Raw genomic sequence first — 14,115 nt, forward strand, 5'->3', positions numbered from 1 at the left:
CCGCCCCGCCGGGGCCTGTCGTGTGCGCGCCGGTGTTCATTCGGCGTAATAGAGTTCGTCGATGCGATAAGCGCCGAGATGCGCCGCCGGATCCCAGGCGTAGACGCCGGTTTCGGGGAAATTCCGAAGCCGTTTCGAAACGACAATGGGTTGCGGCGCGCCGGATACGAGCCCGATCGCCATCACCTGGTCGGCGTGAATCTCCAGCATTTCCTCCCAGATCGCCGCTTTCTCACTATCCGTGGTGGCGGAGGCCCAGCGGTTGAAGAGCTGCAAAAGCCGCTTGGCGGCCGGCGTAGCTGGCGGCTCTCCTGCGCCGCCGTGCGTCTGGAAATGCTGCCCCCAGGCGGGCCAGGAGAAATTCGTCTGATCGACCGGCGCCAGCGCGCGCGGGCTGGCGTCCGGCGTTGGCACGCCATTGTCCCAGCCGAACCAGACCGGCATCATGCTTTCCCCGGCATAGGCCTTGTTGCGCAGGATATCGCGATCGAGCGGACGGAAGATCATCTTGAGTCCGACCTCCTTCCACATTTCCTGTATCAGCTCGAGCGCGTCGGTTTCCACGAGCCGCTCGCCCGCGGTCTCGACGATGATCTCGGCGCGTCGCCCGTCCGGGAGGAGCCGCCAGCCCTCCGAATCGCGCCGCTCGAGTCCGGCTTCGTCGAGCAGATTGTTCGCAGCCTGCCGGTCGAGCGAGGCGTAGGCTTCCGCGTAGTCGGCGTTGTAGAGCGGGCTCGATGACAGCGCCGCGACCGCGGCGGGCGTCGCCATGCCGAAATAGAGCGACTTGTTGATCGTCTGGCGATTGATCGCGAGGCTGAGCGCCCGGCGGAAACGCACATCGCGATTGAGTTCGCGCCAGACCGGATCGTTCACCGTCTGGTTCGGATAGAGCGCGATGTCCGATGCGGCGCCGTTGGTCCAGAGATACGTGACGTAGCCGCCCTCTTTCTCGCCTTTCTTCAGCACCGGTGCGTCGGAAAACGAAAGCCCGCGCGCCTGAAGGTCGGCCTCGCCCCGGTTCACCTTCGCCGGAATCAGCCCACCGGCGGCCACCGTCATTTCGATCGTATCGACATAGGGCAGCTGACGCCCTTCCGGATCGACGCGGTGGTAATAGGGATTCCGCACCAGCACATAGCGGGAATTGTTCTTCGGCGTCGTGTTGACCCAGGGCTGCAGCGTCGGCAGATCCGGATTGTCGTAGTTGTAGAGATTGTCGAGCTTGTTGTGCAACGTTGGCCAGGCCCGCACGGCGTTGTCGTAGACGAGCTTCTTCAGCTTCTCGGGGTCGGCGTAATCGCCGTGGAACTGCTTCATGAATGTTGACGGCCGGTAGATGAATGGCGGCCGGGCGCCGGCGAGCGCCGGCAGGAAGCGCGGGTTCGGCGTCGGCCACGCATATTGCACGGTGGTCTCGTCGACGACTTCAAACTCCGGCATCGCGCCATTCACAACCATCAGCTCGGGCGGACCCGAAGGCGACAGGAGTTCGTTATTCGCCACGTCCTCCCACCAGTAACGAAAATCCTCCGCGGTGAACGGATCGCCATTCGACCATTTGTGACCTTCGCGGATGTTCAGCGTGAAGATCCGCCCTTCCTTCACCTGGACGCTTTCGAGAAGATCGGATTTCAGTGTGAAGTTCTCATCATAGCCCACGAGACGGGCGTAGCCATAGACCACCGCATAGCGCACATCCTTGGCCCGGCCGATCAGGGTGCGGACCTGCCCGCCCTGGGTTCCGATGGTCCGCCCGCGGCTCTCGAATTCGACGACCAGCGGCTCCGACGGCAGGCGTTCGGCGACGGGCGGCAGCTCTCCCTTGGCGACCTTTTCGGCGAAATACGGGGTTTCCTGCGGCTCAATCGCGCTGGCTTGCGCCGCGCCGCAAATGAGCGCGAGGATGGACAGGATCGGCAGTTTCATGCGGCTCTCCTCACGAAATGTCCGGCGTCGATCTCCACGAGATCGGGCGCCGCGTCGTCGGCGTAGCCGAACGGGTCGGGCCAGGTCTGCGGCTCTCCGGCCCCGCGCGCGACCGAAGCGAGATCGAGCGGCCGGTCCATGTCCGGCTCGGGTGAGGCCGCCATCAGCGCCTTCGTATAGGGATGAGTCGGATTGGTGAAGAGCGCCTTCACCGGCCCTTCCTCCACCACCCGCCCGCGGCGCATCACCGCGACCCGGTCGGCGAGGCCGGCCACCACCGCGAGATCGTGGCTGATGAAAAGATAGGACAGGCCCAGATCGTCGCGGATCTCCTTGAAGAGCTCCAGCACCTGCGCCTGGACCGAAACGTCCAGCGCCGATGTCGGTTCGTCGCAGACGATGAGTTCGGGGCCGAGGGCCAGCGCGCGCGCGATCGAGATGCGCTGACGCTGGCCGCCGGAAAAGGCGTGCGGGAAGCGCTGGAGATGGTCGGCGGAAAGCCCGACCCGCTCCATCAGGTCGGCGGCCCGCTCACGCTGCTCGTGAGCCGTGCCGACGCCGTGAACACGCAGCGGTTCGGTCAATATGTCCCGCACGCACATGCGCGGCGAGAGTGAGGAGAACGGATCCTGAAAGACGATCTGGACCTTGCGCCGGAACGCCGTAAGGGCCGCGCCGGTGAGCTGCATGACGTCGACCTCTTCGCCGTCCGCGCCCCTGAACAGCACTTGCGCGCCCGGATCGGCGCGTTCGGCCTGCAGCATCAGCTTGGCGACAGTCGATTTGCCCGAGCCGCTTTCGCCCACGATGGCCAGCGTTTCGCCGCGCCTGAGATCGATGCGCACGTCCTGCACGGCCTTGACCGGCGCCGAGACCCGGCCCAGCCCCTGCGCCTTGCCCGGATAGGTCTTCGAGAGATGCCGCGCGCGTACGATGAAATCCTCTGAAGCCACGTGGCGCGCGTCGAGGTTCTCGGGAATCTCCGGGGCCGCCGCGATCAGCTTTCGCGTATAGCCGTGGCCGGGCGATGTCAGCACCGCGCGCGCGGGGCCGCTCTCAACCACCCGGCCCTTTCTCAGCACGACCACGGCATCCGCCATGTTGGCCACGACGCCGAGATCATGCGTCACCATGATCATCGACATGCCTGTTTCACGCTGAAGCGACTTAATGAGGTCGAGGACGGTGGCCTGCGTGGTGACGTCCAGCGCTGTCGTCGGTTCGTCCGCGATCATCAACTCCGGCCGGCAGACCATCGCCATAGCGATCATCGCGCGTTGGCGGAGCCCGCCCGACAACTCGAACGGATAGGCCCGGAACGCGCGCTCGGGGTCGGGAAAACCGACATCGACGAATGTCTCTATGCAGCGCGCCTTGGCTTCCGCGCCCCTGAGTGGCGAATGAAGTTTTACCGCCTCCATGACCTGATCGCCGATCGTGTGCAGCGCGGAGAGCGAACTCATCGGCTCCTGAAAGATCATCGATACTCGGCCGCCGCGCACCTTCCGCAGCGCTTTCGGATCCATCGCCAGAAGGTCCGTCTCTCCGGTTCCGGATTTGTCCGCCAGCGCGGCGCGTCCCGCGATGATGCGGGCGCCCTTCGGCAGGATGCCGAGCAGCGCCTTGCCGGTCAGCGTCTTGCCCGAACCCGATTCGCCGACAAGCGCCAGGGTCTCGCCGCGGCGCAGCGCGAAGGAGACATCCTCGACGACGGTCACGGCGGCGCGCCCGGCGCCGAATGCGACGGTCAGTCCCTCTACCGTCAACAATGGTTGAGCCGGCATGTTCCTTCCCCACGGTTGAGCCACGCCATTACTTGCAAGAGCCGACCGGCGGGGCAACCGCTTTTCACATATCGACGCATAGGCGCGTGCGGCGGATCACATTGACGCGGCCGCAGTGCGCCCTGTGGCGCTCGGGTTGACGAATGGTTATCTAATTCTGCGGATCTGGACGGAATGATGGAGAGATGATGTCGGCCCCGAGCAGAGAGACGGTTCTCGACGCGCTGCGCGCCGTCGTGGGCGGCGACGACGGCCGGGATATCGTCACCGCCGGAATGATCACCGGGCTGAGCGTCGCCGACGGCGCCGTCCGATTCGCCATCGAAGTCGATCCCGCTCGCGGCGCCGCGCTTGAACCGCTCCGTCAGGCGGCGGAGGCCGCGGTGAAGGCCGTGCCGGGCGTCACCGACGTCATCGCCGCGCTCACAGCGCATAGCGATGCGCCGAGCGCACCGGCCACGGCGAAAGGCGCGCCGCCCGATCTCGGCACCCGCGCGAAACCCGGCGACAAGCCCCTGCGCCCGCCGCCGCCTGCGCCGAATGGCGGCAAGGTCGATGGCGTCGAGCGGATCATCGCCGTCGGTTCGGGCAAGGGCGGCGTCGGCAAATCGACCGTCTCCGCCAATCTCGCGGTGGCGCTTGCGATGGAGGGCTGGCGCGTCGGGCTTCTTGACGCCGATGTCTACGGCCCGTCGCAACCGCGGATGCTCGGGATAGAGGGGCGCCCGGCCTCGCCGGACGGCAAGACCATCGTTCCGCTGCGCGGCTATGGCGTCAAATGCATGTCGATGGGGTTTCTCACCGGCGAATCGGAGAGCGTGATCTGGCGCGGCCCGATGCTGATGAGCGCGGTGACGCAGATGCTTTACCAGGTCGCTTGGGCTCCGCTGGACTTTCTCATCATCGATCTTCCGCCCGGCACCGGCGACGTGCAGTTGACGCTCAGCCAGAAGACCAAGCTCACGGGCGCGGTTGTCGTCTCGACGCCGCAGGACGTTGCGCTTCTCGACGCCCGCAAGGCCATCGATATGTTCGCCAAGATCGACATCCCGATTCTTGGCGTGATCGAAAACATGGCGACCTTCTGCTGTCCGAACTGCGGACATGAGACGCAGATCTTCGGCCATGGTGGGGCGGAGGCGGAAGCGGTGAAGATCGGCGCGCCCTTCCTCGGCCGTGTGCCGCTGGCGCTCGAAGTGCGCACGACCTCCGACGAAGGGACGCCCATCGTGGCTTCCAAACCGGATAGTGCCGAGGCGGAACGCTTCCGCGACATGGCGCGGGCGCTCGCCGAGGGTGTTGGCGCGCATGCGCCGAACGCCGCCTATCCGGTCTGAGGTCTCAATTTATCACCGGGATTGATTGATTGATCCATCAATCATCATTTTTGGTTTCCATGTGAAGCTCCCATCTCAGTGTCAGGCCACCGGGTGTTCCGGGGCTTGGTCTAAGGGGACATGATATGGCTTTTCAGGAGGCACATGATGACTTTGGCGCCGCCCGCGAATATGGGCGCCGCCCCGTCGATGGCGGGCTCTGGCGGCTCGGGGCCGCGATCGCGTTGAACATGATCGTCGGCTACGGAATCGTCGCTGCGCTTGACGATATGAACCTTCCCGACGCAAGTGGAGTGGAATGGCACGGCAACGTCGCGCGTTCCGTCAGCGGGCGCTGATCGCGAAAGCGGCCGGCGCGCGCCGCCGCGCCGGTCATCCGGGCGCGATTGATCTGAAGCCGGATTTCACGTAGTCGCTCCGCACGGCGCGGCAGGGCGTCAGAGCGGGCGGAGCAGGGGCGCGTGGCGATGGCCGATCCGATTCTTTCGATCATCGTGGTCAGCTACAACACCCGCGAAATGACGCTGGAGTGTCTGCGCTCGGTATACGCCGAGACCCGGACGCCGTTCGAGTTGATCGTCGTTGACAACGATTCGCCCGATGGCTCCGCTGAGGCCATCGGCCGGGAGTTTCCCGACGCGATGCTCATCGCGGAGAAGATCAATCATGGATTCGCGCGCGCCAACAACATCGCCGCGAAACATGCGCGGGGCGAGTTCATCCTGCTTCTGAATCCCGACACCGTGGTGCTCGATGGCGCACTTGACCGCTTGCTCGCCTTCGCGCGCGCGCGACCCGAGGCGCGGATCTGGGGCGGGCGCACGGTCTTCGGCGACCGCAGCCTCAATCCGGGCTCCTGCTGGAGGCGCATCACGCTTTGGAACCTTTTCTGCCGGGCGATCGGAGCGGCCGCGCTCTTCCCGCGAAGCGCTGTCCTGAACTCGGAGGGCTATGGCGGTTGGGACCGGATGAGCGAGCGCCAGGTCGATATCGTCACCGGCTGTCTCTTCCTTCTCAGCCGCGCCGACTGGGAGGCGCTGGACGGTTTCGACCCGATCTTCTTCATGTATGGGGAGGAGGCGGATCTTTGCATGCGCGCCGCGGAGAAGCTGGGCGCGCGCCCAGCGGTCACGCCGGACGCCGTGATCGTTCACTACCACGGTCAGTCGAGCAATGTCCGCGCCGACAAGATCGTGCGCCTGCTGCAAGCGAAGCGCGAGATTGTGCGGCGCCATTTTCCCACCTGGCAGCAGCCGCTCGCTGCGGCGCTGCTGGCGCTCTGGCCCTGGACCCGCAGCGTCGCGTATCGGCTGATCGGACGCGAGTCGGCCTGGGTCGATGTCTGGCGCCGCCGCGGCGAATGGAAGAACGGTTTCAGTTGAGATCGCGGGTCGCGGTCAGGCCTTCGCCGCGATCCTTTCGGCCCCGGCCTCTAGCGCGGCGATCGCCTTCGCCTTGATGTCCGCCGCGGACATTCCGGCTGTCTGATACATGCGGACGGGGCTGTCCTGATCGAGAAACGTGTCCGGAAACACCATCGAGCGGATGCGGAGCCCACTCTCGAGGGCGCCTTCCTCGGCCAGAAGATGCATCACATGTGAGCCGAAGCCGCCAATCGCGCCCTCCTCGATGGTGATCAGCACCTCGTGCTCGCGCGCCAGCCGCAGGATCAGGTCGCGGTCCAGCGGCTTTGCGAACCTCGCGTCGGCGACGCTGCTCGAAAGCCCCATCGCCTCCAGTTCTTCCGCCGCCTTCAGGCACTCCTTCAGCCGGGCGCCGAAGGACAAGAGCGCGACGCGCGTTCCCTCCCGCATCATTCTGCCGCGGCCGATCTCCAGCGGCGCGCCGCGCTCCGGCATCTCGACGCCGACGCCATCGCCGCGCGGGAAACGGAAGGCGGAGGGGCCGTCATCGATGGCGCGGGCGGTCGCCACCATATGCCGCAACTCGGCCTCATCCGCCGCCGCCATCACGATGAATCCCGGCAGATTGGCGAGAAAGGCGATGTCGAAACTGCCGGCATGTGTCGCGCCGTCGGCACCGACCAGCCCGGCGCGGTCGATGGCGAAGCGGACCGGCAGGCGCTGGATCGCCACGTCATGTACGACCTGATCGTAACCGCGCTGCAAGAACGTCGAGTAGATCGCCGCGAACGGCTTCATTCCGCCGGCGGCCAGTCCGGCGGAGAAGGTGACGCCATGCTGCTCGGCGATGCCGACATCGAAGCAGCGTTTCGGAAAACGCTCGGCGAAGAGATTGAGCCCGGTGCCGTCGGGCATCGCCGCCGTAACCGCGACGATCTTGTCGTCCCGCTCCGCTTCGTCGATCAGCGATGTCGCGAAGACCTTGGTGTAGCTCGGCGCATTAGAGGCCGCCTTCGCCTGCGCCCCGGTCGCGACGTCGAATTTCGCGGTGGCGTGTCCCCTGTCCCGCGCCGCCTCGGCCGGGGCGTAGCCCTTGCCCTTCTTCGTGAGAACATGAACCAACACCGGCCCGTCGGCCCGCGCCTTCACCGTCCGCAGGACCGGCAGCAACTGGTCCAGATCGTGTCCGTCCAGCGGCCCAATATAAGAAAATCCCAGCTCTTCGAACAGTGAGCCGCCAAAAGCCAGGGACTTGAACATGTCCTTCGCGCGGCGCGCGCCCTCGCGGAACGGCGGCGGCAGAAACGAAGCCGCCGTTTTCGCCGCCGCCTTCAGGTCCTGGAATGGCGCCCCGGCGTAGATGCGCGAAAGATAGGCCGACATCGCGCCGACGGGCGGGGCGATGGACATCTCGTTGTCGTTGAGAATCACGATCAGGCGCTTTCCCAGCCCGCCGGCGTTGTTCATCGCCTCATAGGCCATGCCGGCGGAAAGCGCGCCGTCGCCGATCACTGCGATGGCGTCGCCCGGATCGCCGCCCAGATCACGCGCCGCCGCGAAACCAAGCGCGGCCGAGATCGAGGTGGAGGAATGCGCGGCGCCGAACGGATCGTAATCCGATTCCGACCGCTTGGTAAAACCCGAAAGGCCGCCGCCCTGGCGAAGCGTACGTATGCGTTCCCGCCGCCCGGTGAGGATCTTGTGCGGATAGGCCTGATGGCCGACATCCCAGATCAGCCGGTCACGCGGCGTGTCGAAAACCGCATGAATCGCGACGGTCAGTTCGACCACCCCCAGCCCCGCGCCGAGATGCCCGCCGGTGACGGAAACCGCCGAGATCGTTTCGGCGCGCAATTCGTCCGCAAGGCGCTTCAGGTCTCGATCGGACAGCCTGCGAAGCGCGGCCGGACGCTCGACCCGATCCAGAAGCGGGGTCGCCGGGCGTTGGTGCGGGTCCTCGGCCAAATCACGCCTCCTCTACCAATGGGTTCAGCGCTGGCGGCTTATCGCAAAGCGCGCAGCGAGTCGAAGGGGAGTCGCGGCGTCGCCGAACGCGGCCAGCCGGCCCGCCGCGTCTTCGGCCAGTCGAGCCGCGCGCGTGCGGGCGCCCTCGATTCCGAGCGCGCCGACGAAGGTCGCCTTGCCCGCATCCGCGTCCTTGCCAAGCCGCTTTCCCGCGGTTGCGGCGTCTCCTGTCGCATCCAGTATATCATCCGCGATCTGGAAGGCGGCGCCGAGTTCGAGCGCATACTCGCGCAAGGCGCGCCGTTCGGCGGCCCGCGCCCGACCGAGAATCGCGCCCGCCTCCACCGAAGCCGCGATCAGCGCCCCGGTCTTCTTCGCCTGAAGCCGTTCGATCCCCGCGAGGGTCAGCGGCGCCGGCGCCGTCTCCGCCGCGATGTCGAGGGCCTGCCCGCCGACCATTCCGCCGAACCCCGAGGCTTCCGCGAGCTTCAGCGCGAGCGCGGCGCGCACCGCGCCGCTCCGATGCGTCGCGGGACTGGTCAGCAATTCGAAAGCCAGAGCCTGTAGAGCGTCGCCGGCCAGCACCGCCGTCGCCTCGTCCCACTCGACGTGAAGCGTCGGCAAGCCGCGCCTCAGATCGTCGTCATCCATGCAGGGAAGATCGTCATGCGCCAGCGAATAGGCGTGAAGGCATTCGAACGCCGCGGCGACACGGTCCGCGCCATCCGGCGACGCGCCAAACAGACCCGCAGTTTCGATCGTCAGGAATGCGCGAAGTCGCTTGCCCCCGCCCAGCGCCGCCCGGCGCATGGCGGCGGCGAGCTGGCCCTCGGGGCCCGCGCCCGCCCTCGGCAGAGCCGCATCGAGCGCCGCCTCGACCCGGGCGGCGGCGGTCGCCAGCCGAGCGGCGAAGTCGGTGTCGGACTCCGTCACTCGGCGTCGAACGGCTCCGCGCCCTTCGCCTCGCCATCCGCGCCCTGAATGATCTTCTCGACGCGCAGCTCCGCATCCTTCAGCCGCCCGTCGCAATGCTTGCGCAGTGCCTCGCCGCGCTCATAGAGTCCGATAGACTTGTCGAGCGGAACCTGGCCGTTCTCTAATTGGCTGACGACGCTTTCGAGCTCCTCCATTGCTTCTTCGAAGCTCATCGCGTCGATTTTCCTGTCGCTCATGAAGCGCGCTCCATCAGAACTTTCGCATGGGCGGCGGTCGAGACCGCGAGCCCGTCGAGGTCATAGCCCCCTTCGAGGGTGGAGACCACCCGCCCGCCGCAATGTGTCGCCGCCAGATCGCAGAGCTTTCCGGTGATCCAAGTGAAATCCTCCGTCTCCAGCATCAGCTGCGCGAGCGGATCGCGCCGATGCGCGTCGAACCCGGCGGAAATGATCAGAAGTTCGGGCGCGTGGGCGTCGATCGCGGGCAGGAGGTTTTCCTCCCAGACCTTGCGGAAGGCGGCGCCGCCGGCCCCGGGGGGGAGGGTCGCGTTGTGGATATTCCCGGCCCCGGTCTCATGCGGCATGCCGGAGCCGGGATAGAGCGGCGACTGGTGCGAGGAGGCGAAGAGGACGCGCGACTCTTCCCAGAACACGTTCTGCGTCCCGTTGCCATGATGAACGTCGAAATCCGCGATGGCGACGCGGGAAAGCCCGTGCGCCTCGATGGCGTGGAGGGCGCCGATGGCGGCGTTGGAGAAGAAACAGAACCCCATCGCGGTTTCGCGCTCGGCGTGATGACCGGGCGGGCGGGTGGCGCAGAAGACAGCGCGCGCCGCCCCCGCCATCACCAGATCGACCGCCAGCACATTCGCGCCCGCCGCCCGCCGCGCGGCTGTGAGCGTACCGGGCGACATGTGCGTATCAGGATCGAGCGTGGCGAACCCCTCGGCGGGCGATGCGCCTTCGAGCCGTCTCAGATAGCTCTCGGGGTGGGCGCGCAGGATCGCCGCGTCCTCGGCGAGCGGCGCCTCGATGCGTTGCGCCCCCGCGAAGACGGAATCGTCGAGCGCGGCGGAAACCGCCTCGATCCGCGCGACGCGTTCCGGATGGCCGGGCGGGGCGACATGCCGGAGGCAGTCAGTGTGGGAGATGATCGCAAAGCTCATGACGCCATGGTTGGCGCGCCGGCGCGTCGCGTCAAGCCGAGCCGCGCGCTCAGTCCGGGGTCAGCATATAGCCTTCGCCGCGCACGGTCTGCAGGTAGCGCGGGTTCTTCGGGTCACTCTCGATCTTTCGTCGGAGTCGGGTGATCTGCACGTCGACGGCGCGTTCCTGCGCGCCGCCGCCGGCGCCGCCCAGCTCCTCCACCAGCCTCACACGCGTCAGCGCTTCGTTGGGGGCCTTGGCGAAGACCCGCATCAGCGCCGCCTCGGTCGATGTGAGCCGCACCAGCCCCTCGCCGCGCCAGAGCTCGCCCCGCGAGATGTCGTAGCGTGTTTCGCCGAAGGACAGAGTCTTCGGCGGTTCATCCTTCAGCGGCATGATCGCCGCCCGTCTGAGAATCGCCGCGACGCGCAGCAGAAGCTCCCGCGGCTCGAACGGTTTTGGAAGATAATCGTCGGCCCCGGACTCGAGCCCGGCGATCCGATCCTCGGTCTCGCCCCGCGCGGTCAGCAGCAGGATCGGGCTTTCAGCCATTTTCCGAACCGCGGCGGTCAGCGAGAATCCGTCCTCTCCTGGCATCATCACGTCGATGATGAGCAGATCGAAAGCGAGACCGGCGAGGATGCGCCGCGCATGAGCGGCGTCGCGCGCCTCGGTCACCAGATAGCCGTGCTTGACCAGGAACTGCCGCAGGAGCGTGCGAATCCGCTGGTCGTCATCGACGACGAGAATATGGGCCGGCGGATCCGCGCTCGTCAGTGTCATCGGGACGGTCTCACCGTTCGGTCGCAGTCGTTAGCAGGCGCCGCGCGCCCTCGTTCATCATTCTGTGCAGCACCTCGCGGAATCCTGCAACCGCTTCCGGCCCCGCGTCGAGATAAGCGCGTCGCAGCCGTTCGCGCTGGGTTTCGGACAATTGCGCTTCGAGATCGCGCCCCGACCCGGTGAGATGCAGCCGCCGCTGGCGGCGATCCGTCTCGCCCACGGCCTGCTCCACGAGCCCGTCTTCGATCAGTTGCCGGAGAACCCGATTCAGCGACTGCTTGGTGACGCCGAGGAGTTCGATCAGTTCGGCCACGGTCAGCCCCGGCCGATGCCGGATGAAATGTATCGCCCGATGATGGGCGCGGCCATAGCCCCGGTCCGCGAGAATCCGGTCGGGATCGCCAATGAAATCGCGATAGGCGAAGAACAGAAGCTCGATCCCGGTTCTGAGTTGCTCATCGGTCAGGAAGAGCCGCTGATCCGCTCGCATGGCCGCGCCGGAGGACGGGGGCGGCCGGGGCCCCGGTGGGGTGCGGATGGGGTGTTGCACGCTTGTCGCCTCTTCGTGTCAGTCGCGAGCCGTTCGCACCGTCATATTTTATGTCAGTGTTGTTGACATAGAAATACCTCAATGATACGCGAACCGCAAGGCTTGGAGACATATCATTTCTCAAAGCCGTCGATTTGCGAAACATTCGCGAACTCGGTGCAGCGAAATTCGCCGTCCAATGCGGGCGGGCCACGGAGAGGAAAAGAAGATGGGCGGCGAAGCCTATGACGATCGCGACGGCGTCATCTGGTTCGATGGCGCGATGGTCCCCTGGCGTGAGGCGAAGGTGCATGTGCTCACCCACGCGCTCCATTACGCTTCTTCGGTGTTCGAAGGCGAACGCGCTTATGGCGGCGTGATCTTCCGCGGCCACGAGCACAGTCTCCGCCTCCTCTCCAGCGCCGCGGCGATGGACATTCCCTCGCCCTACACGGCTGAGGAGATCGACGAGGCGAAAGCGACGGCGCTGAGGGCTTCCGGGCTCGAGGATTGCTATGTCCGCGCCTTCATGTGGCGCGGCTCCGGCCCCGACATGGGCGTCGCGGCGGCGCGGAACCCGGTTCATATGGCGGTCGCGGTCTGGGCCTGGGGGGCCTATTACGGCGACGCGAAGATGAAGGGTGCGAAGCTCGACATCTCGAAGTGGAAGCGGCCGAGCCCGGAGACGATCCCCTCCCACGCCAAGGCCGCCGGACTCTACATGATCTGCACCATGTCGAAGCACGCCGCCGAGGCGAAGGGCTGTTCTGACGCGCTGATGATGGATTATCGCGGCTATGTCGCAGAAGCGACCGGCGCCAATGTCTTCTTCGTCAAGGACAATGTGGTTCACACGCCGCTTCCCGACTGTTTCCTGAACGGCCTGACCCGGCAGACTGTCGTCGATCTTCTTAAGAAGCGCGGCGTCGAGGTCGTGGAGCGGCACATCATGCCGGACGAGCTGGAGAGCTTCGAGCAGTGCTGGCTGACCGGCACCGCGGCCGAGGTCACGCCGGTCGGCCAGATCGGCGAATACACTTTCGAGGTGGGCGCGCTGACCCGCGCCATCGCCGAGGACTATGAGAAACTCGTGCGTGGCAACCGCTGAGCCATGGTTGAAACTGCAGACGTACTCGTTGTCGGCGCCGGCGTCGCGGGCCTTGGCGCCGCCGCCCATCTCGCCGCTTCAGCGCGGGTGATCGTGCTTGAGGCCGAGCGCGCGCCCTGCCTCCACTCGACCGGGCGCTCGGCCGCGGTATTCATCAAGTCATATGGTCCGCCGGGCGTGCGTGCGGCGACGGCCGCTTCGGAGGCGTTTTACGAAACGCCGCCAGACGGCTTTGCGGATGCGCCGCTTCTCACCCCGCGCGGCCTGCTTTATCTCGATTATGTCGGCGGCGGACTCGACGCCATGCTGGCGGCGACGCCGGGGATGAAGCCCGTGACGGTCGACGAGGCCGTGGAGCTGGCGCCGATTCTGAAACGCCAGCCGATCGTCGCGGCGGCGCATGAGCTGGACGCGCGGGATATCGACATCGACCTTCTGACGGGTGGTTTCAGGCGGTGGATGCGGGACGGCGGCGCGCGGATCGTCACTGACGCCGGCGTCACTGCGCTCAGCAGGGAATCGGGCGTATGGCGGGCCGAGACGCCCGCCGGCGTGTTCGAAGCGCCGATCCTGATCAACGCCGCGGGCGCGTGGGCGAGCGCGGTGGCGGCGATGGCCGGGGCGTCTTCAATCAAGATACAGCCGAAGCGCCGTTCGGCGGCGATCGTCCCGGCGCCTGCGGAATACGATGTTTCGGACTGGCCGCTTTGCGCCGACGCCGCCGAAGGTTGGTACGCGAGGCCGACCGGCGGAAAATTGATGGTTTCCCCCGCTGACGCAGACCCGGTCGAAGCCTGCGATATCTGGCCCGACGATATGGTGCTGGCGGAAGGAATCGACCGGTTCCAGCAGGCCGTCACTTTCGAGGTGACGCGGGTGGAGCGGACATGGGCGGGACTCAGGAGTTTCTCGCCCGATGGCGAGCCCGTGATCGGCTTCGACCCCGGATGTGAAGGCTTCTTCTGGCTCGCTGGTCAGGGCGGCTACGGTATCCAGACCGCGCCGGCGTTCTCGGCGCTCACCGCCGATCTCGTGCTTGATCGGGCGCCCGCGCTCGGCGCCGCAGCCGCCCTCCTCTCGCCCGACCGCTTCGTCTGACCGGCCCGGGCCGCCGGCGCCGCGGAACCCGCATATTGGACATTCAGGGGCGGGAGCATGGCTCGGATTCGGGCGGCGGCCGCGTGTTTTTCGCCGCATGCGGTGAGCGCTGGTTGAGAACAGGCGGGTTTTTCGCT

General features: G+C 66.5%; 13 protein-coding genes. 5 read left to right on the top strand and 8 right to left on the bottom strand.

Annotation, left to right across the window (positions count from 1 at the left end):
* Nucleotides 1–36: 36 nt before the first annotated feature.
* Both G5B40_RS13260 and G5B40_RS13265 read right to left on the bottom strand, forming a co-directional pair.
* Nucleotides 37–1,929 (bottom strand): ABC transporter substrate-binding protein, encoded by a 1,893-nt coding sequence (locus G5B40_RS13260; RefSeq protein WP_165099463.1) that lies wholly within the window; start codon nucleotides 1,927–1,929, stop codon nucleotides 37–39.
* The gene (locus tag G5B40_RS13265) at nucleotides 1,926–3,713 is read right to left on the bottom strand and encodes an ABC transporter ATP-binding protein (RefSeq protein WP_165099466.1); all 1,788 of its coding nucleotides are present in this window, start codon (nucleotides 3,711–3,713) and stop codon (nucleotides 1,926–1,928) included. Before G5B40_RS13265 ends, G5B40_RS13260 begins: the two co-directional genes overlap by 4 nt.
* A 188-nt stretch (nucleotides 3,714–3,901) precedes the next feature.
* Between G5B40_RS13265 and G5B40_RS13270 the strand changes: the two genes are divergently transcribed.
* The 3 genes from G5B40_RS13270 (at nucleotide 3,902) to G5B40_RS13280 (ending at nucleotide 6,432) form a co-directional block, all read left to right on the top strand.
* On the top strand, nucleotides 3,902–5,050 hold the full coding sequence (locus G5B40_RS13270) for an Mrp/NBP35 family ATP-binding protein (RefSeq protein ID WP_165099468.1): 1,149 nt from the start codon (nucleotides 3,902–3,904) through the stop codon (nucleotides 5,048–5,050).
* A 125-nt stretch (nucleotides 5,051–5,175) separates the two neighbouring features.
* Nucleotides 5,176–5,388, top strand: a complete 213-nt coding sequence (locus G5B40_RS13275; RefSeq protein WP_165099470.1) for a hypothetical protein — start codon at nucleotides 5,176–5,178, stop codon at nucleotides 5,386–5,388.
* 129 nt (nucleotides 5,389–5,517) lie between these two features.
* Entirely contained in the window at nucleotides 5,518–6,432 is a 915-nt protein-coding gene (locus G5B40_RS13280) for a glycosyltransferase family 2 protein (RefSeq protein WP_165099473.1), read from the top strand.
* A gap of 15 nt (nucleotides 6,433–6,447) precedes the next feature.
* On the opposite strand, the gene dxs is transcribed toward G5B40_RS13280, so the two are convergent.
* The 6 genes from dxs to G5B40_RS13310 are packed head-to-tail and all read right to left on the bottom strand — an operon-like array spanning nucleotide 6,448 to nucleotide 11,733.
* Nucleotides 6,448–8,379 (bottom strand): 1-deoxy-D-xylulose-5-phosphate synthase, encoded by a 1,932-nt coding sequence (gene dxs, locus G5B40_RS13285; RefSeq protein WP_165099476.1) that lies wholly within the window; start codon nucleotides 8,377–8,379, stop codon nucleotides 6,448–6,450.
* Between the two features lie 24 nt (nucleotides 8,380–8,403).
* The gene (locus G5B40_RS13290; protein WP_425500063.1) at nucleotides 8,404–9,312 is read right to left on the bottom strand and encodes a polyprenyl synthetase family protein; all 909 of its coding nucleotides are present in this window, start codon (nucleotides 9,310–9,312) and stop codon (nucleotides 8,404–8,406) included.
* On the bottom strand, nucleotides 9,309–9,551 hold the full coding sequence (locus G5B40_RS13295) for an exodeoxyribonuclease VII small subunit (RefSeq protein WP_165099479.1): 243 nt from the start codon (nucleotides 9,549–9,551) through the stop codon (nucleotides 9,309–9,311). Before G5B40_RS13295 ends, G5B40_RS13290 begins: the two co-directional genes overlap by 4 nt.
* Nucleotides 9,548–10,480, bottom strand: a complete 933-nt coding sequence (locus G5B40_RS13300) for a histone deacetylase family protein (RefSeq protein WP_165099481.1) — start codon at nucleotides 10,478–10,480, stop codon at nucleotides 9,548–9,550. The genes G5B40_RS13295 and G5B40_RS13300 overlap by 4 nt, the downstream gene beginning before the upstream one ends.
* 49 nt (nucleotides 10,481–10,529) lie before the next feature.
* Nucleotides 10,530–11,243, bottom strand: a complete 714-nt coding sequence (locus G5B40_RS13305; RefSeq protein ID WP_179961579.1) for a response regulator — start codon at nucleotides 11,241–11,243, stop codon at nucleotides 10,530–10,532.
* A 10-nt stretch (nucleotides 11,244–11,253) separates the two neighbouring features.
* Nucleotides 11,254–11,733, bottom strand: a complete 480-nt coding sequence (locus tag G5B40_RS13310; protein WP_165099483.1) for a MarR family winged helix-turn-helix transcriptional regulator — start codon at nucleotides 11,731–11,733, stop codon at nucleotides 11,254–11,256.
* A gap of 268 nt (nucleotides 11,734–12,001) precedes the next feature.
* Between G5B40_RS13310 and G5B40_RS13315 the strand changes: the two genes are divergently transcribed.
* A complete protein-coding gene (locus G5B40_RS13315; RefSeq protein WP_165099485.1) occupies nucleotides 12,002–12,880 on the top strand; it encodes a branched-chain amino acid aminotransferase in 879 nt (292 codons plus the stop codon).
* Between the two features lie 3 nt (nucleotides 12,881–12,883).
* Entirely contained in the window at nucleotides 12,884–13,978 is a 1,095-nt protein-coding gene (locus tag G5B40_RS13320) for an NAD(P)/FAD-dependent oxidoreductase (protein ID WP_165099488.1), read from the top strand.
* The last annotated feature ends 137 nt before the right edge of the window (nucleotides 13,979–14,115 follow it).

Origin of the sequence: Pikeienuella piscinae (genome assembly GCF_011044155.1) — a bacterium.
GTDB classification, from domain to species: Bacteria; Pseudomonadota; Alphaproteobacteria; order Rhodobacterales; family Rhodobacteraceae; genus Pikeienuella; species Pikeienuella piscinae.

Coding starts and splice junctions, on each gene's coding strand:
- G5B40_RS13300 (WP_165099481.1), bottom strand. CDS start 10,480: ATGAGCTTTGCGATCATCTCCCACACTGACTGCCTCCGGCATGTCGCC.
- G5B40_RS13275 (WP_165099470.1), top strand. CDS start 5,176: ATGGCTTTTCAGGAGGCACATGATGACTTTGGCGCCGCCCGCGAATAT.
- G5B40_RS13260 (WP_165099463.1), bottom strand. CDS start 1,929: ATGAAACTGCCGATCCTGTCCATCCTCGCGCTCATTTGCGGCGCGGCG.
- G5B40_RS13295 (WP_165099479.1), bottom strand. CDS start 9,551: ATGAGCGACAGGAAAATCGACGCGATGAGCTTCGAAGAAGCAATGGAG.
- G5B40_RS13305 (WP_179961579.1), bottom strand. CDS start 11,243: ATGACACTGACGAGCGCGGATCCGCCGGCCCATATTCTCGTCGTCGAT.
- G5B40_RS13320 (WP_165099488.1), top strand. CDS start 12,884: ATGGTTGAAACTGCAGACGTACTCGTTGTCGGCGCCGGCGTCGCGGGC.
- G5B40_RS13280 (WP_165099473.1), top strand. CDS start 5,518: ATGGCCGATCCGATTCTTTCGATCATCGTGGTCAGCTACAACACCCGC.
- G5B40_RS13315 (WP_165099485.1), top strand. CDS start 12,002: ATGGGCGGCGAAGCCTATGACGATCGCGACGGCGTCATCTGGTTCGAT.
- G5B40_RS13270 (WP_165099468.1), top strand. CDS start 3,902: ATGTCGGCCCCGAGCAGAGAGACGGTTCTCGACGCGCTGCGCGCCGTC.
- G5B40_RS13265 (WP_165099466.1), bottom strand. CDS start 3,713: ATGCCGGCTCAACCATTGTTGACGGTAGAGGGACTGACCGTCGCATTC.
- G5B40_RS13310 (WP_165099483.1), bottom strand. CDS start 11,733: ATGCGAGCGGATCAGCGGCTCTTCCTGACCGATGAGCAACTCAGAACC.